The following is a 24,714-nucleotide window of genomic DNA, read 5'->3' as shown; positions in this document are numbered from 1 at the left end:
TGTCCCCATCAGCGGGGACTCCGAAAGGCGCAGCACCATGCCCGACCAGGCAGCGGCGGTAGCAGTAAAAGTAAGCGGACTCTGGAAGCGGTTCGGCGAGCAGGTGGCCGTCGCGGGGATCGACCTGGAGCTGCCCGCAGGCCAGTTCATCGGTCTGGTCGGCCCGAACGGGGCGGGCAAGACCACGACCCTGTCCATGGTCACCGGGCTGCTCAGGCCCGACCAGGGGAAGATCGAGGTCGCGGGCCACGACGTGTGGACGGACCCGGTCGCGGTCAAGTCCCGCATCGGGGTGCTCCCCGAGGGCCTGCGCCTCTTCGAGCGGCTCTCGGGCCGCGAACTCCTCGCGTACAGCGGGCGGCTGCGCGGGCTGCCCGGCGCGGAGGTCGACAAGCGGGCGACGCAACTCCTGGACGTACTGGACCTGGCGGGCTCCCAGCACAAGCTGGTCGTCGACTACTCGACGGGCATGCGCAAGAAGATCGGCCTGGCGGCGGCGCTGCTGCATAACCCCGAAGTGCTGTTCCTGGACGAGCCGTTCGAGGGCGTGGACCCGGTCTCGGCGCAGACGATCCGCGGAGTCCTGGAGCGCTACACGGCGTCGGGCGCGACGGTGGTCTTCTCCAGCCATGTGATGGAACTGGTCGAGTCGCTCTGCGACTGGGTCGCGGTGATGGCGGCGGGCCGCATCAGGGCGCAGGGCCCGCTCGCAGAGGTACGGGGCGAAGCACCCTCGCTCCAGGAGGCGTTCCTGGAACTGGTCGGCGCGAACGGCCGCGACGCGGGCACGAGCCTGGACTGGCTCGGGGGCGGCGCACGATGACCGACGCGACCTCGCCACAGACTCCATTCGGGTCGGCACCCGGACAAGGGGCCGCCGTCCGGCAGGACTTCGCGCTCACGCCGATCTTCGTACGGCTCAAGCTGTCGCTCCTGCGCAACGGGCTGCGGCAGTCCTCCGGGCGCAAGGCCGCCTACATCTTCTCGATGGTCGTCGTGCTGCTCTTCGGCGCGCTGCAGCTCCTCGGGCTCATCGCGCTGCACGGCAACGAGCACGCGGGGTCCCTGACCGCCATCCTCGTCGCCGTACTGGCCCTCGGCTGGGCCTTCATGCCGCTGTTCTTCCCCAGCGGCGACGAGACCCTCGACCCCACCCGGCTCGTCATGCTGCCGCTGCGGCCCGAGCCCCTGGTCCGTGCCCTGCTCGCGGCGTCGCTCGTCGGGATCGGGCCGCTGTTCACGCTCTGCCTGGTCCTCGGGTCCGCCATCGCGGTGGCGACGTCGGCGGCCGCCGCAGTCGTCGCCGTCCTCGCCGTGCCGCTGGCCATCCTCGTCTGCGTCGCGCTCTCCCGCGCTGTCGCGGCCGGCAACGTACGGCTGCTCACCTCCCGCAAGGGGCGCGACCTCGCCGTGCTGAGCGGGCTGATCATCGCCGTCGGCATCCAGGTCGTGAACTTCGGCGCCCAACGCCTCGGCAAATCAGGCGGATTGTCGGCGCTCGACCCGGCCGGGGACGTCCTGCGCTGGGTTCCGGGGCCCTCCGCGATCGGTGCGGTCCAGTCGACGAGCGAGGGATCGTACGGGCGGGCCGCAGCCCAGCTCGTCATCTCCGCCGTCGCCCTGTACCTGCTCCTCCGCTTCTGGCAGGGGTCGCTCACCAAGCTCATGACCTCCCCCGACGGCTCGACGATCGCCGCCGCCGAACCGGTCCGCAAGGAGTCCGCGTCCGGCATGGCCCGGCTGCTCCCCCAGGGGCGCACGGGCGCCGTCATGCACCGCACGCTGCTCTACATCTGGCGCGACCCCAAGACCAAGGCCTCCTGGATCACGTCCCTCGCGATCGGGCTGATCGTGCCGATCTTCAACGCCCTCCAGGGCAGCGGCTCCATCTACTTCGCGTGCTTCGCCTCGGGGATGCTCGGCGTCCAGATGTACAACCAGTTCGGCCAGGACACCTCCGCGTTCTGGATGGTCGCCCAGACCATCTCGACCACCAAGGACGCCTACGGGGAGCTCCGGGCCCGCGCCCTGGCCCTGCTCCTGGTCGCCCTGCCGTACACCGTCCTCGTCACCTTCGTGACCGCCGCGGTCATCGGCGACTGGGGTGCGCTGCCCGAGGCGCTGGGCCTCGCGCTGGCGCTGCTCGGCGCGATGATGGCGACCGGGGCGCTGGCCTCGGCGCGCTTCCCGTACTCGATCCCGCAGGACAGCGCCCACAAGAACGTCGCCCCCGGCCAGGGCGGCATCGCCGCCATCTCCATCTTCGGCGGCATGGTCTCCGGCGCCGTGCTCTGCGCCCCGGTGATCGCGCTGCTGATCTGGCTGCACGTCACCGGCGCGCACGGCTGGCTCTGGGTGCTCCTGCCGATCGGCGCGGTGTACGGGGTACTGATCGCCTGGGCCGCCCTGCGCCTCGCGGCCCCGCAGACCTCGGCCCGGCTGCCCGAGATCCTCGCGGCGGTCAGCAAGGGGTAGCCGGGACCGGGAGCGGCTAGGAGGTCAGGACGCCGTCCAGGAAGGTCTCGACCGCCATGCGCCAGCCCTCGGGCTGGTCGTAGTGGACGAGATGGCCGGCGTCCGCGACCTCCGCGTACTGCCCGTGCGGCAGGACCCTGACCATCTCCTGGGCCTCCGCACGGCCCAGCTCCCCGTCGAGGCCGCGGACGACCAGGGTGGGGCACTGGACCTGGGCGAGTTCCTCCCAGTGCGCGTCGTACACCCACGTCTCGCGGGACTTGAGCATCTGGCGGCGCGAGAAGACGGGGCGCCAGCCGTCGGCGCGCTCGGCCATCACCTCGGCGAAGAACTCGCCGCGGGCCGGGCTGGGGCGCTCCACCCAGGGGTCGTCCTCGCCGAACCACTTGCGGACGTCGGCGAGGGTGGTGAAGGGCACGGGCCAGGACTTGAACCAGTCCTCCCACTCGCGCTGGGACGCGGCCCCGAGCGCGGAGGCCCGCATGTCGCAGATGACGACGGCCTGGACGAGGTCGGGGCGCTTCGCGGCGAGCTGCCAGGCGGTGAGCGCGCCCATGGAGTGGCCGATCAGAGTGACCGGGGCGAGGTTCAGCTGTTCGACCGCGGCCTCCGCGTCGGCGACGTACGCCTCACGCGTGAAGGGGCCCTCGGCGGGCTTCTCGCTGCGGCCGTGGCCGCGCTGGTCGAGGGCGACCGCGCGGTGGCGTTCGGTGAGCCAGCGGGCGGTGGAGGCCCAGTGCGAGGCGCGGCCCATCAGCCCGTGCAGTAATAAGACCCCCGGGGCGTGGTCGGTCTCCGAGCGCCCCTTGGGGGGCTCGGCGAACTCCCAGGCGGCGAGGCGCACGCCGTCGGCTCCGGTCACGTCGATACGCCGCACCATGTGTTCCGGCACCCCCTTCTCGTTCCCCCGGGTCGAACAGGTCGCTTCGGCCAGATCGCTTCAGCCCCGCCAGGTTATCGAACTCGCATTCGAAAACGCTCCCCTCACACGCAACACCCCTCTTTCGAGTGACAGCGCTCAAGGATTGACCGCCGCTGCCGAGGGGAGATCTTCAGCGGGGGGCGGACCGCTCGGGGATGACGGTCCGACGGGGCTGACCTTGAGAGCTCGGGGCTCCAGGTCAGCGCAGGGGAGGACAGGCCCCGGCGCCTTCGGGCGCCGGGGCCCTCCGCGCAGAGGAGCAGGTGCGGCTGCGGCACGCACATTCAGCAGCTCCCTTCCCGGCCACAACGGGGCCGAGCGGGCCTCAGGTCATATGCCTCAGCCGACAGCCTTGCACGGCTCGCGCCCGAGCGCTGCCCATACGCCGGTTCTCAACAGACCCGCGACGTACGGGTGTTACGTCCCGATCAGTGCCCGGCCCGGCGCTCCGGTCAGCGCCCGGCCCGGCACCCGGCTCAGCGCTTGGCTCAGCGCTTGGCGACGAAGACGTGCGACGCCACCTCGGCGTCGAGCTCGGCGGCCTCGCCGCTGCTCCCGACCAGCACCCCGCCGGGCGAATCCGTCACGCTCACGACCGAACCGGGCTGCACGCCCGCGCGGCGCAGCGTGTACATCAGCTGGGCGTCCGTCTGGATCGGCTCCCCGATCCGCCGCACGACCACCGTCTTGCCCTCGGCGCCCGGGTCCAGATCCGCCAGGCTGACCATGCTGTCGTCCAGGAACGGGTCGGCCTCGGCCTTCTCGCCCAGCTCCTCCAGGCCCGGGATCGGGTTTCCGTACGGCGACTCCGTCGGGTGACGCAGCAGCTCCAGGACCCGCTTCTCCACCGCCTCGCTCATCACGTGCTCCCAGCGGCAGGCCTCCGCGTGCACCTGCTCCCACTCCAGGCCGATCACGTCGACCAGCAGACACTCCGCGAGGCGGTGCTTGCGCATCACCCGCGTCGCCAACCTGCGACCCTCTTCCGTCAGCTCCAGATGCCGGTCGCTCGCGACCGCCACCAGGCCGTCGCGCTCCATCCGCGCCACGGTCTGGCTGACCGTGGGACCGCTCTGGTCCAGCCGCTCCGCGATCCGGGCGCGCATGGGCACCACACCTTCTTCCTCGAGCTCGAGGATGGTGCGGAGGTACATCTCGGTTGTGTCGATCAACCCCGACATTTGGTGCCCCTTGTTTGACTTGTGCGCTGGCCCTGGCTCAATTCTGACGCATAGCTCTGACAACCGGGCCGCGCCGGGGTCGAGCGGTATTGACAGCCCACTGGTCCAGACCGCAACGTGATCGCCATGACGAATGCGAGCGGCAGTCTGGCCGGGCAGTTCTTCGACTCCGCGATCGGGCTGTTGCAGCAGGTCCGGGACGGTGAGAGCAAGAGCGTCGCAGCCGCCGGAACCATGATGGCCGACACCGTCGAGGCGGGCGGCAGACTGTTCGCCTTCGGCGCAGGCCACTCCTCGCTCCCCGCCCAGGACGTCGTCTACCGGGCCGGCGGCCTGGCCCTGATGAACCTCCTCGTCGTCCCCGGCACCCTCGGCGTCGACGTCATGCCCGCCACCCTCGGCTCCGCCCTGGAGCGGGTCGACGGCCTCGCGGGCGCCGTCCTCGACTCCAGCCCCGCCCAGCCCGGCGACGTACTGGTGATCATCTCGCTCTCCGGGCGCAACGCGCTGCCCGTGGAGATGGCGATGAACGCACGCGCCCTGGGCCTGAAGGTGATCGGCGTGACGTCCACGGCGTACGCGACCGAGACCAAGTCCCGGCACACCTCGGGGACGTACCTCAAGGACCACTGCGACGTCGTCGTGGACAGCCGCATCCCGATCGGCGACGCGGAGCTCACGGCCGAAGGCATCGACGCCCCCTTCGCCCCCGCGTCGACCGTCGTCACCAGCGCCCTGATGCAGGCGATCCTGGCGACCACCGCCGGCGAGCTGGCCGCGCGCGGCGTCGAGGTGCCGCTGCTGCGCTCCGGGAACGTCGACGGCGGACACGAGTGGAACGGCCGCGTGCTCAAGGAGTACGGCGACCGGATCTTCTACCGGCACTGACAACGCCGCCGCGCACTCCCTCCCGACTTCCCGTACAGTTGTCCAGGAAGCCGGAAGGAAGTGACCGCTGTGCACACCGCAGCCCAGATCCTGGTCGGGCTCGTAGCCCTGATCCACCTCTACATCCTGGTCCTGGAAATGTTCCTGTGGACCACCCCCCGCGGCCAGAAGGCCTTCGGCCTGAAGCCCGAATTCGCCCGCGACACCAAGGCGCTCGCCGCCAACCAGGGCCTCTACAACGGCTTCCTGGCCGCCGGCCTCATCTGGTCGCTCATCGCCTCGGACCCGGTCCGCTTCCAGACCCAGGTCTTCTTCCTGGCCTGCGTGATCGTCGCCGGACTGTACGGAGCCGCCACGGCCGGCAGGAAGATCCTCTACGTGCAGTTCCTGCCCGCCGCGGCCGCCCTCGCCCTGGTCCTGGCCGCACATTGACCCCGCCCTCGGCCACCGACCCCCGCGGCCTCCGCACCCGCGCCCGCCTGCGCGAGACCCTGCTCACCGCCTGCGAGGACCAGCCGCTGGAACAGGTGAGCGTCTCGGAAGTCGTACGGCGGGCGGGCGTCGGCCGGGCCACCTTCTACCTCCACTACGAGGACCTCCACGCCCTCGCCGTGGACGCCTGCGCCACGCTCGTACGGGACGCGATCGAAGCCCTGCACGCCTGGAAGACCCTGCCGGGCCCGGACCACCCGCCCGCCGAACTGACCTCCCTCTTCGCCTCCGTACGGAAGCGAGCCGGCATCTACCGCAGCCTGCTGCGCCCGGGCGGCGGCGGACCACTCGGCGAACTCCTGCACACCGAGCTGATGGAACGCAGCCTCCACGAACGCCGCACCAGACTCCCCGGCGGAACCGCCGACGAGGCCATCGCCTGCGCCGTCGCAGGAGCCTTCACCGGGGTCCTCGCGGCCTGGGTGCACGGCCAGGTCCCGGGCGAACCACCCCAACTGGCCGCACAGACATGGCGGTTGCTGGTCTCGCTCCACGCGGCCGGCTAACCCCCGAGCGCCCGCGCCAGATCCACGGCGGCCGCGATCCGCACCGCCACGCTCTCCGCGTACACCGCATCGGGCCGCTCGAAGGCGGCCCGCGACGACCCGCGCAGGAACGACACCGCACCCAACGTCAGCCCCCGACTGCGCAGCACCACACTCAACGCATGCACGGTCCCGGCCGGCCACAACCGATCAGCAGCCCAATCAGCATCCCCAGGCGCACAACTGGCCCGGACCGCCCCGATACGCTCCACGGCCTGCAGCGCCGGGTGCCCGGCCGCGTACCGCAGCGGAACCCCCGAGACGTTCGGAAGGGTCGGCCCGGGCTCCGGGGCCGGCGTCGCGGCCGCCCGTACGAGCTTCGTGCTCCCCACCGGAATCAGATCGATCAGCGCATGGTCGGCGAACCCGGCGAGCGCGTAATCCAGATACGAGGCCGCAGCCTCCATGGGGTCCTCGCACTCGGCGGCCGCATGCGAGGCCCGGTGCAACTGATTGGCCCGGAACCGCAGCCGGGCCGCCTCCTGCGCGGCCTCCTTGGACTCGGTGACGTCCTGAAAAAGCCACCCGACCCCCAGCGGCACAGGCTCCTCCGCCAACGGCGAGGCCAGCCGCAGAAACCCGCACCGCCAGCACCGCCGCCGCACCCCCTCGGCAGTCCGCAGCGTCACCCAGATCTCGGCGGGAGCAGGCAGAGCGCCCTCCGCCAGCACGTGATGAAGAGCCCCCTCCAGCTCATCCACGCCCTGCACGATCAACTCACCGAGCGGCCGCCCGAGCAGAGTGGACCGCCCGGCCGAAAGAGCGCGCGCAGCATGGGCGTTGACGACGGTGGGCCGCAGATCCACATCAACAAGCACGACACCCCAGGACGCGTCCTCGAACAACGCCTCGCTCAACGCGATGGCCCGCTCCAGATCGATCTGGGCATGCACCTCACTGAACGCGCAGTAGACCCCGGCCGGTTTCCCGTCGGCAGCACGCACCCCGGCGGACTGCATCCGTACGAGAACCCGCCCCCCGTCCTTCCGCAACAACGCGAACTCATGCACCTGCCGCCCCGGCAGCCCCATCACGGCCATGAGCCGCCCCTGCACCTCGTCGGCATCGGCGGTACGCACGGCCCACCCCGCGAACCCCCTTTGCCCGACGGCCTCTTCGGGCGACCAGCCGAGAATGCGCTCGGCCTCACGGTTCCAGTGGGTGATGACGCCATCGGCGTCGAAGGCGCAGAGCGCCGCGTCCATGCCGTCGAGCAGCGCGGCGAGAAGATCGCTGGTGGGCTGCTCGTGTTCGTGCTCGGGCTGCTCGATCCGGGAAGCACTCATCCTGACCCCCTGTGCAGGACGTGTCCGTCTACCCGATCATTCAACGCGAACGTGACCCAGCCCACATCGCCCTTTGCCAAATTAATTGGTTGTGGGACGGAGGAGGCGTGCCTAGTGTGGGCGTCACGTTCGAAAGGAGGTGATCCGAGAAGTGATTTCTTATCGGACCAGCGAGGTGGCTGCGGGCTGACGGCCCGTCGCGCACCACTGCACTTCGGTGCAGCGCCGACAACAGACCGTCGGCCGTAATACCACGCAGTCACCGACCCGCGGGTTCGCCGGTATCGTCCGTCCGGCTCCTCTTCCCGGGAAGAGGAAAAGAACCCGCGGGTTTCTGCATGTCCGGGGGCTGTTCAGGGGCAGAGACGCTCGACGCGCCACCCTTCGCCCTCGCTCACGTACCGCAGACGGTCGTGCAGGCGGTTCTCGTGGCCCTGCCAGAACTCCACCGCTTCGGGTACGACCCGGAAGCCGCCCCAGCCGTCCGGGACCGGGACCTCGCTGCCCTCGGGGTATTGGGCTTCCAACTCCTCGTAGCGTGACGTCAGTTCCTCGCGCGAACCGATCACCGTCGACTGCGCGCTCGCCCACGCCCCCAGCTGCGACCCGTGCGGCCTGCTGTGGAAGTACGCGGCCGTTTCCTCGCGCGGGATGCGCGATGCCGTGCCGGTGACGATGACCTGGCGGGCGATCTGGTGCCAGGGGAAGAGGAGGGAGAGGTGGGGGTTGGCGGTCAGTTCGCGGCCTTTGCGGGACGCGTAGTTGGTGAAGAAGACGAAGCCGGCCTCGTCGTACTTCTTCAGGAGGACCGTGCGGGAGGACGGGCGGCCGTCCGGCGTCGCCGTCGCGACGACCATCGCATTCGGTTCGTGGAGGCCGGCCGCGACCGACTCCTTGAACCAGCGCGCGAACTGGTCCATGGGGGTCCGGGACAGGTCCGTCTCCGCGAGGACGGTGGTGCGGTACTGCTCGCGCATGGCGGCGGGATCGAGATCGTTCGGCACGGGGTCATCCTGCCGCAGTCCCGTCAAAACCCGGCGTGTGCCGGATGTCACGCTTCCCCGCACCCGTCCGGAACCGCCAAACTCTGCGTCGGGCCACTGTGGCCTTCTGACGAAAGCGGTGGGGTGACCACCCGCCGCACGGGGCATGACCGGGGTGACCCCACACCCCGTACACCCCTTCCCATCTGTCTGTCGCACGCATCATGAGGAGCCGCCTGATGTCCGACTTCGTACCTGGCCTTGAAGGCGTCGTCGCCTTCGAGACGGAGATCGCCGAGCCCGACAAGGAGGGTGGCGCGCTCCGTTATCGGGGCGTCGACATCGAGGACCTGGTCGGTCACGTCTCCTTCGGCAATGTCTGGGGGCTGCTGGTCGACGGCGCGTTCAACCCCGGCCTGCCGCCCGCCGAGCCCTTCCCCATCCCCGTCCACTCCGGTGACATCCGCGTCGACGTGCAGTCCGCGCTCGCCATGCTCGCGCCCGTCTGGGGGCTGAAACCGCTCCTCGACATCGACGAGAAGACGGCCCGCGACAATCTGGCGCGGGCCGCTGTCATGGCTCTCTCGTACGTCGCCCAGTCGGCCCGCGGTCAGGGCCACCCGATGGTCCCGCAGCGCGAGATCGACAAGGCGCAGTCCGTCGTCGAGCGGTTCATGATCCGGTGGCGCGGCGAGCCCGACCCCAAGCACGTGCAGGCCGTCGACGCGTACTGGACGTCCGCCGCCGAGCACGGCATGAACGCCTCCACCTTCACCGCGCGCGTCATCGCCTCGACGGGTGCGGATGTGTCCGCCGCCCTGTCCGGTGCCGTCGGCGCCATGTCCGGCCCGCTGCACGGCGGTGCGCCCTCCCGCGTCCTCGGCATGATCGAGGAGATCGAGCGGACCGGGGACGCGACCGCGTACGTGAAGCAGGCCCTCGACAAGGGCGAGCGGCTCATGGGCTTCGGGCACCGTGTGTACCGCGCCGAAGACCCGCGGGCGCGCGTTCTCCGTCGTACGGCCAAGGAACTCGGCGCCCCGCGCTTCGAGGTCGCCGAGGCCCTGGAGAAGGCGGCGCTGGACGAGCTGCACGCGCGCCGGCCCGACCGGGTGCTGGCCACGAACGTGGAGTTCTGGGCGGCGATCGTGCTCGACTTCGCCGAGGTCCCGGCGCACATGTTCACGTCCATGTTCACGTGTGCGCGTACAGCTGGGTGGTCGGCGCACATCCTGGAGCAGAAGCGCACCGGGCGGCTCGTGCGGCCGTCCGCGCGGTACATCGGCCCGGGGTCGCGGGACCCGCGCGACATCGAGGGGTACGGCGACATCGCACACTAGAAGGGCTGGCCTTGACGTCGGCGTCAAGGTCTACGTTCGTACGTGACGACACAGAAGGGCGGGCACGGACCATGCGTATCGGAGAACTGGCCGACCGTGCGGGCATGACGACCCGCACGCTGCGCTACTACGAGTCGCGCGGTCTGCTGCCCGCCCGCCGTGGCACCAACGGTTACCGCGACTACGACGAGGAGGATCTGGCGCTGCTGGCCCAGATCCGTACCCTCCAGGACTTCGGTTTCGACCTGGAGGAGACCCGTCCGTTCGTCGAATGCCTGCGCTCGGGCCATCCCGAGGGCGACTCCTGCCCGGCCTCCCTGGAGGTCTACCGCAAGAAGCTCGCCGAGCTGGACGGGGTCATCGCCCGGCTGCAGGAGGTACGCGACCAGGTCGGCGCCCAACTGGTACGGGCGGAGGCCGCGGTCGCGCCGGAGCCCCGGTGCGAACTCGCCTCGTCGTCATCGCTCTCGTCCTCGTACGACGCCTGAAGGAGACGGCCCCATGCCGCAGACCACCTCGCAGCACTCTGTCCTGACGATCACCGACGCCGAATTCGACGCGGAGGTGCTGGCCTCCGACGTACCCGTCCTGGTCGACTTCACTGCCGCCTGGTGCGGTCCGTGCCGGATGATCGCGCCGGTGCTGGACCGGATCGCCGAGGAAGCGGGCGGCCGGCTGAAGATCGTGAAGCTGGACGTGGACACCAGCCCGGCGACTCCGGCCGCGTACGGGGTCCTCTCGATGCCGACCCTGATGGTCTTCCAGGGCGGCGAGCCGGTGAAGTCGCTGGTGGGGGCGCGTCCGCAGCGCAAGCTGGTCGAGGAGCTGTCGGACGTCGTCGAGCTCTGAGCGGAGCTCGGCTCAGCTCTCGTCCGGTTCCTTGAACACCACGGGCACCTTGTTGTCGACGACGACCCTGCCGAGCAGTTCGGCCAGCTTGTCGCGGTCGTCGTCGGCGAGCCCGGCGGACAACAGCTCGATGCGCCGGCAGGTGTCGGCGTAGAACTTCTCCGCCAGCACGGCGCCCTCGTCGGTGAGCGCGACCCGGACCGCGCGCCGGTCCTGGGGGTCGGGTTCGCGGCGGACGAGGCCGTGTTTGGCGGTGCGGTCGACGAGTCCGGTGAGGCTGGACTTGGCGAGGCCCAGCATGGTGCCGAGCTCGGTCATTCCGTACGGCTGCGGCATCAGGACGCAGAGCAACTGGCCCTGCTGGGGCGTGAGTCCGAAGCGCCGGCCCGATTCCGCGTACACGGCGTTCACCAGGAAAGAGGCGCGCACCAGTGCGGTGACGACGCCCATCCGCTCGCTCACGTTTTTCCCCATTCCGTCAGCGTACGGCAGAAGGTTTCGTACTACGAACTACTGCGCAGGGACTCCTCGACGAGGTGCGCCCACTGGGCGACGACCCGGTCGCGGCGGGCGGTGTCGTCGGTGAGGAGGTTGGCGAGGCCGAGGCCGCGGGCCATGTCGAGGAGGCCCTGGACGGTTTCGCGTACGCCGGGCGTCGACTCGTCCGCGTGGAGGAGTTCGACCGCGATGCGATGGGATTCGCGGCCGACCCTTGCTTCCAATTCGGTGACACGGGCGTGGAGTTGGGGTTCGTTCGACGCCGCGACCCAGAGGTGGAGTGCGGCGCGGAAGAGGGGGCCCGTGTAGAGGTCGACTATCGCCGCGACCACGGTGCGGCTGTCCTGGGAGGGCAGGGCGCGCAGGGCGGTGGAGCGCTCCTCGGCGACGTACTCGACCGCCGCGGTGAAGAGGTCCTCGCGGGTCGGGAAGTGGTGCTGGGCCGCGCCCCGGGAGACGCCCGCACGTTCCGCCACGACCGTCACCGTGGACCCCGACCAGCCGTGTTCGGCCAGGCAGGAGACCGCCGCCTCCAGGAGGCGGCGGCGGGTGGCGCGGCTGCGGTCCTGCTTCGGGGAGGTCACAACACCCATGCGGGGTCCCGTCGTTCGAGGAAGGCCGTCACGCCCTCGTGGGCGTCGGGTGAGGCGAAGAGGGACGCGGAGAGGGCGGTGAGGGCTTCGGTGTGGCGGTCGAAGTTCTCCAGGATGGTAGCCGTGACCAGGGATTTTGATGCGGTCAGGCCCTGGGGGGAGGCTCGGCGGAGGCCGGTGAGGACGGGTTCCAGGGCTGCGTCGACGTCGGGGGCCGATGTGGTGATGAGCCCGGTGCGGGCTGCTTCGTCGGCGTCGAAGCGTTCGCCGGTGAGGTAGTAGCGGGCGGCCGCGCGGGGGTCCATGCGCGGGAGGACGGGGAGGGAGATCACGGCGGGGGCGAGGCCGAGGCGGGACTCGGTGAAGGCGAAGGAGGCTTCGGGGCCCGCGACGGAGATGTCGCAGGCCGCGAGGAGGCCGAGGCCGCCGGCGCGGACGTGGCCGGTGACGCGGGCGACGACGGGCTTGGGGTGCTCGACGATCGTACGGAGGACACCGACGAAGGCCTCCGGGTCGAGGAGCGACTTGAGGTCGGCGCCCGCGCAGAAGGTGGTGCCGGTGTGGGTGAGGACGACGGCTCGGGTGTCGTCGTCCCCTTCCGCGGCCTTGAGCGCCTGGGTCAGTTCGGCGACCAGGGTGGTGGAGAGCGCGTTGCGGTTCTGCGGGGAGTCGAGCGTGAGGCGGGTGACCCCGCGCTCGGTTCCCGTACGTACAACTGTCATGCCTTGTCCCTGAGTTGGCGGCGGAGGATCTTGCCGGAGGCGGCGCGCGGGACGCCCCCGATGAACTCGACGCGGCGGATCTTCTTGTACGGGGCGACGCGTTCGGCCGTGTACGTCATCACGTCGTCGGCGGTGAGGTGCGCGCCGGGCTGGAGGACGACGTACGCCTTGGGGAGCTCGGTGCCCTCGTCGTCGTACACGCCGATGACCGCCGCGTCCGCGATCAGGGGGTGGGTGAGGAGGAGCGCTTCGAGTTCGGCGGGGGCGACTTGGTAGCCCTTGTACTTGATGAGTTCCTTGACGCGGTCGACGACGAACAGCCAGCCGTCGCCGTCGACGCGGCCGACGTCGCCCGTGTGGACCCACCCGTCGGCGTCGATCATGTCGGCGGTCTCGGAGGGCCGGTTGAGGTAGCCCTTCATGACCTGGGGGCCGCGGATCGCGACCTCGCCCTCCTCGCCGGGGGCGGCGTCCTTCGACGGGTCGTCGAGGGACAGGATGCGCATCTCGGTGGAGGGGACGAGTTTGCCGACGGCGCCGGGGGGCGGGTTCTGCGCGTCGAGCGGCACGATGTGCGTGCCGGGTGACAGTTCCGTCATTCCGTACGCCTGGCGGACCGGCGGGAGGTTCAGTCGCTGCGAACAGGCCGCTGCGAGCGCCGAGTCGAGGGGGGCTGCGGCGCTCACGATGTAGTCGAGCGAGGAGAGGTCGTACTGGGTGACGGCCGGGTGCTTGGCGAGGGCGAGGACGATCGGGGGCGCCACGTAGAGGCCGGTGATGCGGTGGCGCTCGATGGTGGCGAGGAACTGCTCCAGGTCGAAGCGCGGGAGGACGACGACGGTCGCGCCGCAGCGGAGGGGCGCGTTCATGAGGGCGGTGAGGCCGTAGATGTGGAAGAAGGGGAGGACGGCGAGGATGCGGTCGCCCGGGTTCATGGGGGCGAGGGGGCGCATCTGCTCCAGGTTGGTGGCGATGGAGGTGTGGGTGAGCATGACGCCCTTGGGGGTGCCCGTGGTGCCGGAGGAGTACGGGAGGGCGGCGATGTCGTTGGCCGGGTCGATCAGGACGTCGGGGACGGGGCCGTCGGAGGAGAGGTCCTCGGGGCGGTCGCAGACGAAGATCTCCTCGATGCCGCCGACCAACTCGGCTGCCCTGCGGGCTATTTCGAGGAGCGGCGAGATCGTCACGATCCAGCGGGCGGAGGAGTCGGCGAGCTGTTTCGCGAACTCCTCCGCCGTGGCGAGGGGATGGACCGTGGTGACCGAGGCGCCGGCGCGGGAGGCGGCGTAGAAGACGACGGGGTAGGCGATGGTGTTGGGGCTGTGCAGAGCCAGGACGTCGCCCTTGCGGACGCCCGCCTCGGCGAGGGCTGCGGCGGTGCGGCGGTGGGTGGCGTCGAGTTCGGCGTAGGTGAGGGTGATGCCGGTCGCGGCGTCGATGAGGGCGGGGGTGTCGCCGTACTCGTGGGCGCGGCCGAGGACCGCCTCGTGGATGGGCGCGTGGACGGGCGGGACATCTGCGTACTCGCTGCGGAACACCATGACAGCCCCTTTGCGCGGTGTGGGTGAGTAAGCGTCAGGATCGCGTCTGTCAGTACGACTTGGGGAGACCCAGGGACTGGTGGGAGATGAAGTTGAGGATCATCTCGCGGCTGACGGGGGCTATGCGGGCCACACGGGCGGCTGTGATGAGGGAGGCGAGCCCGTACTCGCGGGTGAGGCCGTTGCCGCCGAGGGTGTGGACGGACTGGTCGACGGCTTTGACGCAGGCTTCAGCGGCGGCGTACTTGGCCATGTTGGCGGCTTCGCCGGCGCCGAGGTCGTCGCCCGCGTCGTAGAGGGCGGCGGCCTTCTGCATCATCAGGCGGGCGAGTTCGAGCTCGATGTGGGCCTGGGCGAGGGGATGGGCGATGGCCTGGTGGGAGCCGATGGGCTCCTTCCAGACTTGGCGGGTCTGTGCGTAGGAGATGGCTTTGGTGAGGGCGTAGCGGCCCATGCCGATCGCGAAGGCGGCGGTCATGATGCGCTCGGGGTTGAGTCCGGCGAAGAGCTGGAGGAGGCCGGCGTCCTCGTCGCCGACGAGGGCTTCGGCGGGGAGGCGTACGTCGTCGAGGGTGAGCTCGAACTGCTTCTCGTGGGCGGCGAGTTCCATGTCGATTTGGGAGCGCTGGAATCCGGGGGCGTCGCGGGGGACGATGAAGAGGCAGGGCTTGAGGCGGCCGGTGCGGGAGTCTTCGGTGCGGCCGACGATGAGGGTGGCGTCGGCGATGTCGACGCCGGAGATGAAGACTTTGCGGCCGGTGAGGAGCCAGTCACCTGTTGAGGGGTCGCGGCGGGCTGTGGTGGTGATGCGGTGGGAGTTGGAGCCGGCGTCGGGTTCGGTGATGCCGAAGGCCATGGTGAGGGTGCCGTCGGCGAGGCCGGGGAGCCACTGCTGCTTCTGGTCGTCGGTGCCGAAGCGGGCGATGACGGTGCCGCAGATGGCGGGGGACACGACCATCATGAGGAGGGGGCAGCCTGCGGCGCCCAACTCTTCGAGGACGAGGGAGAGTTCGGCTATGCCACCGCCTCCGCCGCCGTACTCGGTGGGGAGGTTGACGCCGAGGTAGCCGAGCTTGGCGGCTTCGGACCAGAGGCCGGCGCGGTCGTAGTCGCGGGGAGTGCCGGAGCCGGCGTGGCGCTTGCCGAGGGCGGAGACGGCGGCGCGGAGGGCGGTGAGTTCGGGGGTTTCGAGGACGGTGCTCATGACTTCGGTTCCTCCTGTGCTTCCTGGGCTTCCTGTACGACGGCGAGCAGGGTGCCGACCTCGACCTGGAGGCCGGGGGTGGCGTGGAGCGCGGTGAGGGTGCCGGAGGCGGGGGCGGTGATCTTGTGCTCCATCTTCATGGCCTCCAGCCAGAGAAGCGGCTGACCTGCGGTGACGTGGTCTCCGACGGCGATGTCAATGGTGCGTACTACGGTTCCTGGCATGGGGGCGAGCAGGGACCCGGGGGCCTGCTGGGAGGCGGGGTCGGGGAAGCGGGAGAGGGGGGTGAGGGTGGTGGCGTTGACGTAGACGCGGTCGCTGCCGGGGTGGGTGGTGACGGTGAACGGGCGCTGGACGCCGTCGACTTCGAGGACGACGAGGGTGGGGGTGGCGCGTATGACCCGTACACCGTCGGCGGTGAGTCCGTCGCGGGTGTGGCGGTAGCGGACTTCGTGTTCGGTGCCGTCGGGCTCGGTGCGGTAGCGCTTGGTCTGCGGCTGGGAGTGCAGGTTGCGCCAGCCGCCGTGGGGGGAACGGCTGGTGCCGGCGTCGGCGAGGGCGGCGGCGAGGGGTGCGCAGGGATCGGGGACGGGGGTGGTGAGCGCGTGAAGGTGACGATCGAAGAAGCCGGTGTCGGGGGTGCCTGCCACGAACTCCGGGTGGCGCAGGGAGCGTACGAGCAGGTCGCGGTTGGTGACGGGCCCGTGGAGCGTGGCGCGTTCCAGGGCGGCGGCGAGCTTGCGGACGGCCTCGGCGCGGGTCGGGGCGTGGGCGACGACCTTGGCGAGCATGGTGTCGTAGTGGACGGAGACGGTGTCGCCGTCGGCGAATCCGGTGTCCAGGCGGATGCCGTCACCAGGTACGGCGATGCGGTGGAGGGTGCCGGTCTGGGGGGTCCAGGCGCGGGCGGGGTCCTCGGCGTAGAGGCGGGCCTCGACGGCGTGACCGTGGGGGGCGGGTGGGGTGTCGTCGAGCCAGTGGCCCTCGGCGATGCGGATCTGGAGGGCGACGAGGTCAAGGCCGAACACGGCCTCGGTGACGGGGTGTTCGACCTGGAGGCGGGTGTTCATCTCCAGGAAATGGGCGCGACCGTCGGAGGTGACGAGGAACTCGACGGTGCCCGCGCCGAGGTAGCCGGTGGCGCTGGCGGCCTGTACGGCCAGGGCGTGGAGGTCGTCGAGAAGGTTGTCCGGGAGCCCGGGGGCGGGGGCCTCCTCGATAACTTTCTGGTGGCGGCGCTGGAGGGAGCAGTCGCGGGTGCCGAGCGCCCAGACGGTGCCGTACGCGTCGGCCATGATCTGGACTTCGACGTGACGGCCGCCTTCGATGAAGGGCTCGACAAAGACTTCCCCGTCGCCGAAGGCGGAAGCGGCTTCGGCACGGGCGGCCTCCAACTCCTCCTTCAGCCGCCCGAGTTCCCGCACGACGCGCATGCCGCGCCCGCCGCCGCCGGCGGCGGCCTTGACGAGGACGGGCAGGTCGTCGGCGGTGACGTCGGTGAGGGGTTCGATCCCCATGAGCTGCTTGGCGCGGGTCTTGGAGGCCATGGCTTCGATGGCTGCGGGTGGCGGCCCGATCCATATCAGTCCGGCGTCGGTGACGGCGCGGGCGAAGTCGGCGTTCTCGGAGAGGAAGCCGTAGCCGGGGTGGACGGCGTCCGCGCCGGCGGCGAGGGCGGCTTTCACGACGAGGTCGGCGCGGAGATAGGTGTCGGCGGGGGTGGCGCCCGGGAGCCGTACGGCGGTGTCGGCGGTCCGGGTGTGGAGGGCGTCGGCGTCCGGGTCGGAGTGGACGGCGACGGTGGTGATGCCGAGGTCGCGGCAGGTGCGGGCGATACGGCAGGCGATCTCGCCGCGGTTGGCGATGAGCAGGGAGTTGATCACGTGGAGGCTCCTCACATCCGGAAGACGCCGAAGCCGCCGCGGGCGCCCTCGACCGGTGCGGTGTGGATGGCGGACAGGCACAGGCCGAGGACGGTGCGGGTGTCGCGGGGGTCGATGACTCCGTCGTCGTACAGCCGCCCGGAAAGGAACATGGGGAGGGACTCGGACTCGATCTGCTGCTCGACCATGGCGCGGAGGGCGGCGTCGGCCTCGTCGTCGTAGGGCTGCCCCTTGGCGATGGCGGAGGCGCGGGCGACGATCGAGAGGACTCCGGCGAGTTGCTGGGGCCCCATGACGGCGGACTTGGCGCTGGGCCAGGCGAAGAGGAAGCGGGGGTCGTAGGCGCGGCCGCACATGCCGTAGTGCCCGGCGCCGTAGGACGCGCCGAGGAGGACGGAGAGGTGCGGGACGCGGGAGTTGGAGACGGCGTTGATCATCATGGCGCCGTGTTTGATGATGCCGCCCTGCTCGTACTCCTTGCCGACCATGTAGCCGGTGGTGTTGTGGAGGAAGAGGAGGGGGATGTCGCGCTGGTTGGCGAGCTGGATGAACTGGGCGGCCTTCTGCGACTCGGCGGAGAAGAGGACGCCCTGGGCGTTGGCGAGGATGCCGACGGGATAGCCGTGGAGCTCGGCCCAGCCGGTGACGAGGCTGGTGCCGTAGAGGGGCTTGAACTCGTCGAAGTCGGAGGCGTCGACGATACGGGCGATGACCTCGCGGGGGTCGAAGGGGGTGCGGAGGTCGGAGGGGACGATGCCGAGGAGTTCGTCCTGGTCGTGCTTGGGAGGTGCGGGTATGACGTCCGGAGCGGGGTGCGCCTTGCGGTGGTTGAGGCGGGCGACGATGCGGCGGGCCTGGCGGACTGCGTCGTACTCGTCGAGGGCGAAGTAGTCGGCGAGCCCTGAGGTACGGGCGTGCATCTCGGCACCGCCGAGGGACTCGTCGTCGCTCTCCTCGCCGGTGGCCATCTTCACGAGGGGCGGGCCGCCGAGGAAGACCTTCGACTGCTCCTTGATCATGACGACGTGGTCGGACATGCCGGGGACGTAGGCGCCGCCGGCGGTGGAGTTGCCGAAGACGACGGCGACGGTGGGGATGCCGGCGGCGGAGAGCCGGGTGATGTCGCGGAAGAGAGCGCCGCCGGGGATGAAGATCTCCTTCTGGGAGGGGAGATCGGCGCCGCCGGACTCGACGAGGCTGATGGAGGGGAGGCGATTGGCGAGGGCGATCTCATGGGCCCGGAAGGCTTTTTTGAGGGTCCAGGGGTTGGAGGCGCCGCCGCGGACGGTGGGGTCGTTGGCGGTGATCATGCACTCGACGCCTTCGACGGTACCGATGCCGGTGACCATGGCGGCTCCGACGGCGTACTCGCTGCCCCAGGCGGCGAGCGGGGAGAGTTCGAGGAAGGGGGTGTCGGGGTCGAGGAGGAGCTCGATGCGCTCGCGGGCGAGGAGTTTGCCGCGGTCGTGGTGGCGGGTGGTGTATTTCTCGCCGCCGCCGGCGAGGGCTTTGGCGTGCTCGGCGTCGAGCTCGGTGAGCTTGGTGAGCATGGCGGCGCGGGCGGAGGTGTAGTCGGGGGAGGTGGGGTCGAGGGTGGTGGGGAGGGTGGTCATGGGGTGCGGTCTCCTCTGGGGAAAATCAGCCCGTCCGGGTTCTCGCCGCCCGGGCATTTCCAGCCCGTCCGGCGTTTGAGGACACGCGGCCGAAGGTCGCGTGCGGGGGCGCAGGGGGCGAAGCCCCCGCAAGCGGGGTCCGGGGCGCGCAGCCCCCGTTCGCCCCACCCGGGCATTTCCAGCCCGTCCGGCGATTGAGGACAAGCGGCCGAAGGTCGCTTACGGGGGGGCAGGGGCGAAGCCCCGCAAAGCGGGGCCCGGGGTGCGCAGCCCCCGTTCGCCCCACCCCTGGCAAGGGGGTCTGGGGGCGAAGCCCACAGTTTCGGGAAGGGGCGGGATCGGGGAACTGCCCCGCGCAGCGGCGGCGCAGACTCACCCCGCCCCCACCAGCGCAACCGGCACCTCAACGACCCGCGACCGCAACCACTCCCCCATCCCCTTCCCCTGAGGATCGAACCGCGCCTGCGAAGCGACCCCCTCCCCCAACAACCCCTCCACCACAAAGTTCAAGGCCCGCAGATTGGGCAGCACATGCCGCACAACCTTCAACCCGCCCACCTCCGGCAGCAGCTCACAGAACCGCTCCACGGTCAGCGAATGCACCAGCCACCCCCACTCCGCATCCCCCCGCACCCACACCCCCACATTCACGTCCCCGCCCTTGTCCCCGCTCCGAGCCCCGACGACAGTCCCGAGCGGCACCCGCCGGGTGGGCCCGTCCCCCACCCACTCCGGCAGCGCAGGCTCCTCAACGCCCTCCAGCCCCCGAGTCCGTACACCATCGGAGGGCACCAACACCCGCTCGCCATCAGGCAGTACGGCAACAGAAGCCACATCACCCCGCTCAACCCCCACCGCCGAGAAGACCCCGTAAGGAGCCCCCTTCCCCGGCGGAGCCGTCACATGGAACCCGGGGTAACTCCCCAGCGCGAGCTCGATCGCAGCCCCGCTCACCACCCGCCCCACGGCCTCCGCATCGGCATCCCGCACCACCAGCCGCAGCAGCGCACTGGCGCACTCCTCACTGTCGGCGTCGGCCCGATCGGTCCGTACGAGCTCCCACTTCACGTCCGCAGGCCCCTTGGAGCCGAAGGCGTCCTCGACCTGCGCCCGCACCAACTCCGCCTTGCGCTCCACCTCAAGCCCGGTCAGCACGAACACAACCTCGTTGCGCCACCCCCCGATCCGGGTGATCCCCGCCTTCAACTGAGGCGGCGGCGCCTCACCGCGCACCCCGGATATCCGGACCCGGTCGACCCCGTCGGCCTCCAGCCGCACGGTGTCGAGCCGAGCGGTCACGTCGGGCCCGGCGTACCGCGCGCCCCCGGTCTCGTACAGAAGCTGAGCGGTAACGGTCCCCACATCAACAACACCCCCCGTGCCGGGATGCTTGGTAATGACGCAAGAGCCGTCCCCATGCACCTCAGCCAGAGGAAACCCGGGCCGCCGCACGTCATGCCCAGCGAAGAACGAGTAATTCCCCCCAGTGGCCTGGGTCCCGCACTCCAGCACGTGCCCGGCGACAACAGCCCCCGCCAGCTGATCAAAATCCTCAGGTCCCCACCCGAAGTGCCAGGCAGCAGGCCCGCTCACCAGAGCCGCATCGGTCACACGCCCGGTGACGACCACCTCGGCGCCGCCCCGCAGACACGCAGCAATGCCGCCCCCGCCGAGATACGCGTTGGCGGTCAACGCCCCGTCCGGCAGTGCAAACTCATCGCCCTCAACCCACCCGACCCGCACAGGAACCCCGACCCGAGCACTCAACTCCCGTACCGCATCGGCGAGTCCAGTCGGATTGAGCCCGCCCGCGTTGGCGACGATCCGCACGCCCCGTTCCTGCGCGAGCCCGAGCCCTTCCTCCATCTGCCGCAGAAAGGTCTTGGCGTACCCGGTCCGGGGATCCTTCAGCCGGTCACGCCCCAGAATCAGCATGGTCAGCTCGGCGAGATAGTCCCCGGTGAGCACATCCAACGGCCCCCCGGTGAGCATCTCCTGCATGGCGTCGAAGCGATCCCCGTAGAACCCGGACGCGTTCCCGATCCGCAGCACCACAGCCCTACGCCCCCTGGGTCTTGGGCGCGCGCCCGGCCCCCGCGGGCCCGGCGAAGGCCTGCGCGATGTCGAGCCACTGGTCGGCGTCGGCGCCCTCGGCGCGCAGCGCCAGGTCATGGCGATGCGCGCGCTGGGTCACCAGCAGACAGAAATCAAGGGCGGGCCCACTCACCCGCTGGCCGGCCCCCTCAGGCCCGTAGGCCCACAACTCCCCGCCGGGCCCGACCAGTTCAACGCGAAACTCCTCCCCCGGCGCACTCAACCCCCGCACCCCAAAGGCAAAGTCCCGAGCCCGCACCCCGATCCGCGCCACATGCCGCAGCCGGGCGGTCGGCTCCCTCGGCACACCCACCGCATCGGCGATGTCCTGCCCGTGGGCCCAGGTCTCCATGAGCCGCCCGGTGGCCATGGAGGCGACACTCATCGGCGGCCCGTACCAGGGAAACCTCACCCCAACAGGAGCCTCTCGCAAGGCGACTTGAAGCTGCTCCCGCCCGTCACGCCACCATGACAGCAACTCACCGACCGGCAGCAGGGCCCCTGCCTCGGCCCCCTCGTCCACGAAGGACTCAGGCGCGGCAAGCGCCTTCTCGACCTCCCCCGCAAAGGCATCGGCGTCGGTCGCGGCCAGCAGCGAGGCGGCGTCGGTCCAGGCGAGATGGGCGATCTGGTGAGAGATGGTCCACCCGGCGGCAGGCGTGTCCAACGCCCAGTCCCGCTCGGTCAACCCGGCGACCAGCAGGTCGAGTTCGACCCCTTCGTCCCTCAGGTCATCAAGTACGGATACGGCTGCTGCATCGGACACGGTGCGCTCCCTCCGGCGGGCACGACGGCGTGCCCCGGAGCATGGCAGCGCCCACCAAAACAAGCAAGCGTGCTTGCATTATTTTTGAACGCACTGCCCCATCAGTCCAGAACGTCAGGCTCACGCTCACGCACGAGATCCCCAAGGATCTGGAAGTTATGACGCGCCATGTTCGCGTTCCCGAACTGCCGATGAGCCAGCCCGGCCTCCTCGTCGCTCATCCGCCGCGGACTCCCCGCCGCCTCGGCCAGCAACTGCATCTGGCATGCCCGGTCCATGGTCACGAACCACCACGCCGCCTCCGCCACGGACCGCCCCACGGTGAGCAGCCCGTGGTGGCGCAGGATGGCGCCCCGCCGGCTGCCCAGTCGATCCGCAATCCGTACGCCCTCCCCCTCCTCGACCACCAGCCCGCGGTACTCGTCGAACAGCACATGATCGTCGTAGAAGGCACAGGACTCCTGGACGATCGGCGCGAGGAGCTGGTCGAGCGAGGCGAAGGCCCGCCCGTGGATCGTGTGGGCGTGGGCCACGGCGACGACGTCGGGCCGGGCGCGGTGGATCGCGGAGTGGATCCAGAAGGCGGCCTTGTTCGTACGCCGCTCCCCCTCCACCACGTGGCCCGCCTCATCGATCAGCAGCAGATCGCTGACCCGGATGCGGGAGAAGTGGACGGCGTACGGATTCACCCAGAACCGCTCCGGGAACTCCGGGTCCCTGGCCGTCACATGCCCGGCGATGCCCTCGTCGTAGCCGTAGCGCCCGAAGATCCGCAGGGCGAGCGCGAGCTGACGCTTGCGCTCCAGGCGCTCGGCCTCGAACGAGCCTGCAGCGATGGGCAGTTCAGGAAGATCGAGCCCGACCTCATCGGCCTCCGGCGTCACAGCCACGGTGATCGAGCCCCCTCTGCGTACGGCGACCAGCGCCCCCACACTCGGCCCGCCGCACACCCGCGGCAAGGCCCCCGAGCCGGTACGCGACCGCTTCAGGACCAGCCCTCGAGCCGGGCGGCGGTACGACGCGAGACCGACCCCCTACCCCTCACCCGTAATGCGCGATCCACACCAATTCGGGTGAAAAGCTCCCCGGAACCGCATGCCCTCCCCCGAAGCCAGCCAGGTTTCCCTTCGGACCGCAGATCGCGGGCCACACCCAACGAAAGGACGCGCCAGTGCATTTGAGACGTCTCGGAACGGTCCTGGGCGCAGCCGCGCTCGCCCTGCTGACGCTCCCCGCCGACGCGCACGCCGCAGGAATCGCCTGCGGCGGAAGCACGTCGACCGGCCGCCTGGCCCTCAGCGGCTGCATCAGCGCCCAGCGGGGAAGCCTCGGCCCCTTCCCCACGCGGGACATTTCGGCGTACATCCAGCTGCACAACACCGGCCCCAGGGCTTTCAACGTCAATTACGAGGCGTACGCGAGCGCCGACAAGGGCCGCAGCTGGACCCGAGTGGGCATGGGCCGCACCCTGGTAGCGGCGCACCAGACGCTCGGCCCCATCGAAGTGGGTTCAACGACGCGGGTGTGCGCGCCCCACAGGGTCGATATCCGCGTACACGCCCAGGTCGTCGGAGGCCCCTGGAGCAACTGGTCGTCGGCGGCCACGAGCCAGTGCCAGACCTGATCCGGCCCTGAACGGCGGGCGGGGGACGCCGGCCCCTTCACGGCCCGGCGTCCCTCGCCAACGCCAGCCCGTCGATCGCGGCCGGCGAGAGCATGGAGCTCCGCAGGCCGGCCATGTCCATCCACGCAACAGCCGAAGTGGAATCGTCAGCCTTGACGACGGCGGGCGCCCCGGCCCTGAGCCGAACCCGGTAGAAGAGCCCGACCAACTGCCAGCTGACACCGAGCCGATGAGCGGAGTACGCCCGCGACTCCACGAGCCGGGCCTCCTCCACCTCGAGCCCGGTCTCCTCCATCAGCTCCCGCTCCAGCGCCTCGTACGGCTGCTCGCCGGGGTCGATGCCACCGCCGGGCAGATGCCAGAGCCCGGGCTCGAACACCGGTGAGCTGTCCGCGAGTCGGGTGAGCAGGATCTGCTCACCCACTACGGCAACGGCGTACGCCGACACGCGCAACCGCATGCTCAGAGCATGGTGATCGGTCGCATGGCCAGGCCTTCGGTACCGGCCCATCCGTTCACGCGTGCCGCCTTGTCGTACGAGACGGACTTGAGCTTGCCGGGCAGGTCGAAGATGAGGGTGCCGCCCCACTCGGTGCCGTCGTGGGCGACCAGAGTCGCGGTGAACCGGTCCGACTGGTCGTACTCCGCCTCGCCACCTTCGTCGTTGCCGAAGATGTACAGACCGGCGTACGCCTTGCCGCCTCCTTCGACGATGACGGGTTCGGAGTCCGGCTCTCCGAGCGTCTCGACGATGTCAGCGGTGTTGCCGGCCCCGAGCCGCAGGATCGGCGCATCGTTGAGGGCGCACCGCGTCCGCAGGCCGTTGGTGACGGTGAGCAGGAAGTGCCGGGGAGTCTCGCCCGCCGCGTCCTGGAGCTCGACGTCGGTGGTGAGGTCGATGGACCTGCAGTCCGGGGTGCCGGAGCCGGTGCCGCTGCCCGTAGGGCCGCCGTCCTGACCGGAACCGGTGCTGGAGTCGCCAGAGGGCTCGGCGCTCTTCGACGGCTTCGCGGCGGACGACGCGGACTTGGAGGGCGCGGCGGCCGCGCTGTCCCCGTCGGAAGGATCGCAAGCGGTGGCTGCCAGCAGGGCTGCCACCACGGCCGCTCCCGTGAAGGTGGCGCGGAGGCCTCGACGTACTGGACCGACCCTGACTGTCTGCGTGTTCATGGTGTGCTCTCTCCCCCGAAGCCGGTCCTCACGGACCGGACACTG

Annotated in this window: 25 protein-coding genes; 9 read left to right on the top strand and 16 right to left on the bottom strand. The window is 70.4% G+C overall.

The window, feature by feature from the left end; all coding sequences use genetic code 11:
* The first annotated feature begins 37 nt into the window (after nucleotides 1-37).
* Nucleotides 38-823 carry an ABC transporter ATP-binding protein gene (locus OG707_RS22540; protein WP_329121078.1) on the top strand — a complete coding sequence of 262 codons (786 nt, stop codon included), beginning with the start codon at nucleotides 38-40 and terminating at the stop codon, nucleotides 821-823.
* Nucleotides 820-2,475 (top strand): transporter, encoded by a 1,656-nt coding sequence (locus tag OG707_RS22535; protein WP_329121076.1) that lies wholly within the window; start codon nucleotides 820-822, stop codon nucleotides 2,473-2,475. The genes OG707_RS22540 and OG707_RS22535 overlap by 4 nt, the downstream gene beginning before the upstream one ends.
* A 16-nt stretch (nucleotides 2,476-2,491) precedes the next feature.
* Here OG707_RS22535 and OG707_RS22530 read toward each other — a convergent pair whose 3' ends face one another.
* On the bottom strand, nucleotides 2,492-3,355 hold the full coding sequence (locus OG707_RS22530) for an alpha/beta fold hydrolase (protein ID WP_329121074.1): 864 nt from the start codon (nucleotides 3,353-3,355) through the stop codon (nucleotides 2,492-2,494).
* A gap of 530 nt (nucleotides 3,356-3,885) precedes the next feature.
* The gene (locus OG707_RS22525; protein ID WP_329121072.1) at nucleotides 3,886-4,578 is read right to left on the bottom strand and encodes a metal-dependent transcriptional regulator; all 693 of its coding nucleotides are present in this window, start codon (nucleotides 4,576-4,578) and stop codon (nucleotides 3,886-3,888) included.
* A 126-nt stretch (nucleotides 4,579-4,704) separates the two neighbouring features.
* On the opposite strand from OG707_RS22525, the gene OG707_RS22520 reads away from it, so the two are divergent.
* From OG707_RS22520 to OG707_RS22510, 3 genes are all read left to right on the top strand, one after another.
* Entirely contained in the window at nucleotides 4,705-5,466 is a 762-nt protein-coding gene (locus OG707_RS22520) for an SIS domain-containing protein (protein WP_329121070.1), read from the top strand.
* Nucleotides 5,467-5,535: 69 nt separating this feature from the next.
* Nucleotides 5,536-5,898: a DUF1304 domain-containing protein gene (locus OG707_RS22515; protein ID WP_329127917.1), complete on the top strand. Its 363-nt coding sequence runs from the start codon at nucleotides 5,536-5,538 to the stop codon at nucleotides 5,896-5,898.
* Entirely contained in the window at nucleotides 5,895-6,464 is a 570-nt protein-coding gene (locus OG707_RS22510) for a TetR/AcrR family transcriptional regulator (RefSeq protein ID WP_329121068.1), read from the top strand. The genes OG707_RS22515 and OG707_RS22510 overlap by 4 nt, the downstream gene beginning before the upstream one ends.
* Here the strand turns inward: OG707_RS22510 and OG707_RS22505 are convergent.
* Together OG707_RS22505 and pdxH are read right to left on the bottom strand one after the other, a co-directional pair.
* Nucleotides 6,461-7,789, bottom strand: coding sequence for a PAS domain-containing protein (locus OG707_RS22505; protein ID WP_329121067.1), 1,329 nt, complete (start codon nucleotides 7,787-7,789; stop codon nucleotides 6,461-6,463). The genes OG707_RS22510 and OG707_RS22505 overlap by 4 nt on opposite strands.
* A gap of 353 nt (nucleotides 7,790-8,142) precedes the next feature.
* A complete protein-coding gene (gene pdxH / locus OG707_RS22500; RefSeq protein WP_329127915.1) occupies nucleotides 8,143-8,766 on the bottom strand; it encodes a pyridoxamine 5'-phosphate oxidase in 624 nt (207 codons plus the stop codon).
* A 245-nt stretch (nucleotides 8,767-9,011) separates the two neighbouring features.
* Here pdxH and OG707_RS22495 point away from each other — a divergent pair, with 245 nt between their 5' ends.
* From OG707_RS22495 to trxA, 3 genes are all read left to right on the top strand, one after another.
* Nucleotides 9,012-10,112 carry a citrate synthase 2 gene (locus OG707_RS22495; protein ID WP_329121064.1) on the top strand — a complete coding sequence of 367 codons (1,101 nt, stop codon included), beginning with the start codon at nucleotides 9,012-9,014 and terminating at the stop codon, nucleotides 10,110-10,112.
* 71 nt (nucleotides 10,113-10,183) lie between these two features.
* Entirely contained in the window at nucleotides 10,184-10,600 is a 417-nt protein-coding gene (locus OG707_RS22490) for a MerR family transcriptional regulator (protein ID WP_329121062.1), read from the top strand.
* 13 nt (nucleotides 10,601-10,613) lie between these two features.
* A complete protein-coding gene (gene trxA / locus OG707_RS22485) occupies nucleotides 10,614-10,961 on the top strand; it encodes a thioredoxin (RefSeq protein WP_329121060.1) in 348 nt (115 codons plus the stop codon).
* Between the two features lie 12 nt (nucleotides 10,962-10,973).
* Here trxA and OG707_RS22480 read toward each other — a convergent pair whose 3' ends face one another.
* The 10 genes from OG707_RS22480 to OG707_RS22435 form a co-directional block, all read right to left on the bottom strand.
* Nucleotides 10,974-11,411: a MarR family winged helix-turn-helix transcriptional regulator gene (locus OG707_RS22480; RefSeq protein ID WP_329127913.1), complete on the bottom strand. Its 438-nt coding sequence runs from the start codon at nucleotides 11,409-11,411 to the stop codon at nucleotides 10,974-10,976.
* A 53-nt stretch (nucleotides 11,412-11,464) separates the two neighbouring features.
* A complete protein-coding gene (locus OG707_RS22475) occupies nucleotides 11,465-12,052 on the bottom strand; it encodes a TetR/AcrR family transcriptional regulator (RefSeq protein WP_329121058.1) in 588 nt (195 codons plus the stop codon).
* Nucleotides 12,040-12,774 (bottom strand): enoyl-CoA hydratase family protein, encoded by a 735-nt coding sequence (locus OG707_RS22470; protein ID WP_329121056.1) that lies wholly within the window; start codon nucleotides 12,772-12,774, stop codon nucleotides 12,040-12,042. Before OG707_RS22470 ends, OG707_RS22475 begins: the two co-directional genes overlap by 13 nt.
* Nucleotides 12,771-14,315 carry a 4-coumarate--CoA ligase family protein gene (locus tag OG707_RS22465; protein ID WP_329121054.1) on the bottom strand — a complete coding sequence of 515 codons (1,545 nt, stop codon included), beginning with the start codon at nucleotides 14,313-14,315 and terminating at the stop codon, nucleotides 12,771-12,773. Before OG707_RS22465 ends, OG707_RS22470 begins: the two co-directional genes overlap by 4 nt.
* A gap of 49 nt (nucleotides 14,316-14,364) precedes the next feature.
* On the bottom strand, nucleotides 14,365-15,519 hold the full coding sequence (locus tag OG707_RS22460; protein ID WP_329121052.1) for an acyl-CoA dehydrogenase family protein: 1,155 nt from the start codon (nucleotides 15,517-15,519) through the stop codon (nucleotides 14,365-14,367).
* Nucleotides 15,516-17,402: an acetyl/propionyl/methylcrotonyl-CoA carboxylase subunit alpha gene (locus tag OG707_RS22455; RefSeq protein ID WP_329121050.1), complete on the bottom strand. Its 1,887-nt coding sequence runs from the start codon at nucleotides 17,400-17,402 to the stop codon at nucleotides 15,516-15,518. Before OG707_RS22455 ends, OG707_RS22460 begins: the two co-directional genes overlap by 4 nt.
* An 11-nt stretch (nucleotides 17,403-17,413) precedes the next feature.
* The gene (locus tag OG707_RS22450) at nucleotides 17,414-19,015 is read right to left on the bottom strand and encodes an acyl-CoA carboxylase subunit beta (RefSeq protein ID WP_329121047.1); all 1,602 of its coding nucleotides are present in this window, start codon (nucleotides 19,013-19,015) and stop codon (nucleotides 17,414-17,416) included.
* Nucleotides 19,016-19,387: 372 nt separating this feature from the next.
* Nucleotides 19,388-21,070, bottom strand: coding sequence for an acyclic terpene utilization AtuA family protein (locus OG707_RS22445; protein ID WP_329121045.1), 1,683 nt, complete (start codon nucleotides 21,068-21,070; stop codon nucleotides 19,388-19,390).
* Nucleotides 21,071-21,074: 4 nt separating this feature from the next.
* Nucleotides 21,075-21,875, bottom strand: a complete 801-nt coding sequence (locus tag OG707_RS22440) for a TIGR03084 family metal-binding protein (RefSeq protein WP_329121043.1) — start codon at nucleotides 21,873-21,875, stop codon at nucleotides 21,075-21,077.
* Between the two features lie 101 nt (nucleotides 21,876-21,976).
* Nucleotides 21,977-22,765 carry a class II aldolase/adducin family protein gene (locus tag OG707_RS22435; RefSeq protein ID WP_329121040.1) on the bottom strand — a complete coding sequence of 263 codons (789 nt, stop codon included), beginning with the start codon at nucleotides 22,763-22,765 and terminating at the stop codon, nucleotides 21,977-21,979.
* Nucleotides 22,766-23,052: 287 nt separating this feature from the next.
* Between OG707_RS22435 and OG707_RS22430 the strand changes: the two genes are divergently transcribed.
* Nucleotides 23,053-23,499, top strand: a complete 447-nt coding sequence (locus OG707_RS22430; protein WP_329121038.1) for a hypothetical protein — start codon at nucleotides 23,053-23,055, stop codon at nucleotides 23,497-23,499.
* 37 nt (nucleotides 23,500-23,536) lie between these two features.
* Here OG707_RS22430 and OG707_RS22425 read toward each other — a convergent pair whose 3' ends face one another.
* On the bottom strand, nucleotides 23,537-23,959 hold the full coding sequence (locus tag OG707_RS22425) for an NUDIX hydrolase (RefSeq protein ID WP_329121036.1): 423 nt from the start codon (nucleotides 23,957-23,959) through the stop codon (nucleotides 23,537-23,539).
* A gap of 2 nt (nucleotides 23,960-23,961) precedes the next feature.
* Nucleotides 23,962-24,669, bottom strand: coding sequence for a DUF4232 domain-containing protein (locus tag OG707_RS22420; RefSeq protein ID WP_329121034.1), 708 nt, complete (start codon nucleotides 24,667-24,669; stop codon nucleotides 23,962-23,964).
* Between the last annotated feature and the right edge of the window lie 45 nt (nucleotides 24,670-24,714).

Origin of the sequence: Streptomyces sp. NBC_01465 (assembly GCF_036227325.1) — a bacterium.
Lineage (GTDB): Bacteria > Actinomycetota > Actinomycetes > Streptomycetales > Streptomycetaceae > Streptomyces.
The sequence above is the reverse complement of the archived record's forward strand: the minus strand, read 5'-3'. Positions and strand labels throughout refer to the sequence as shown.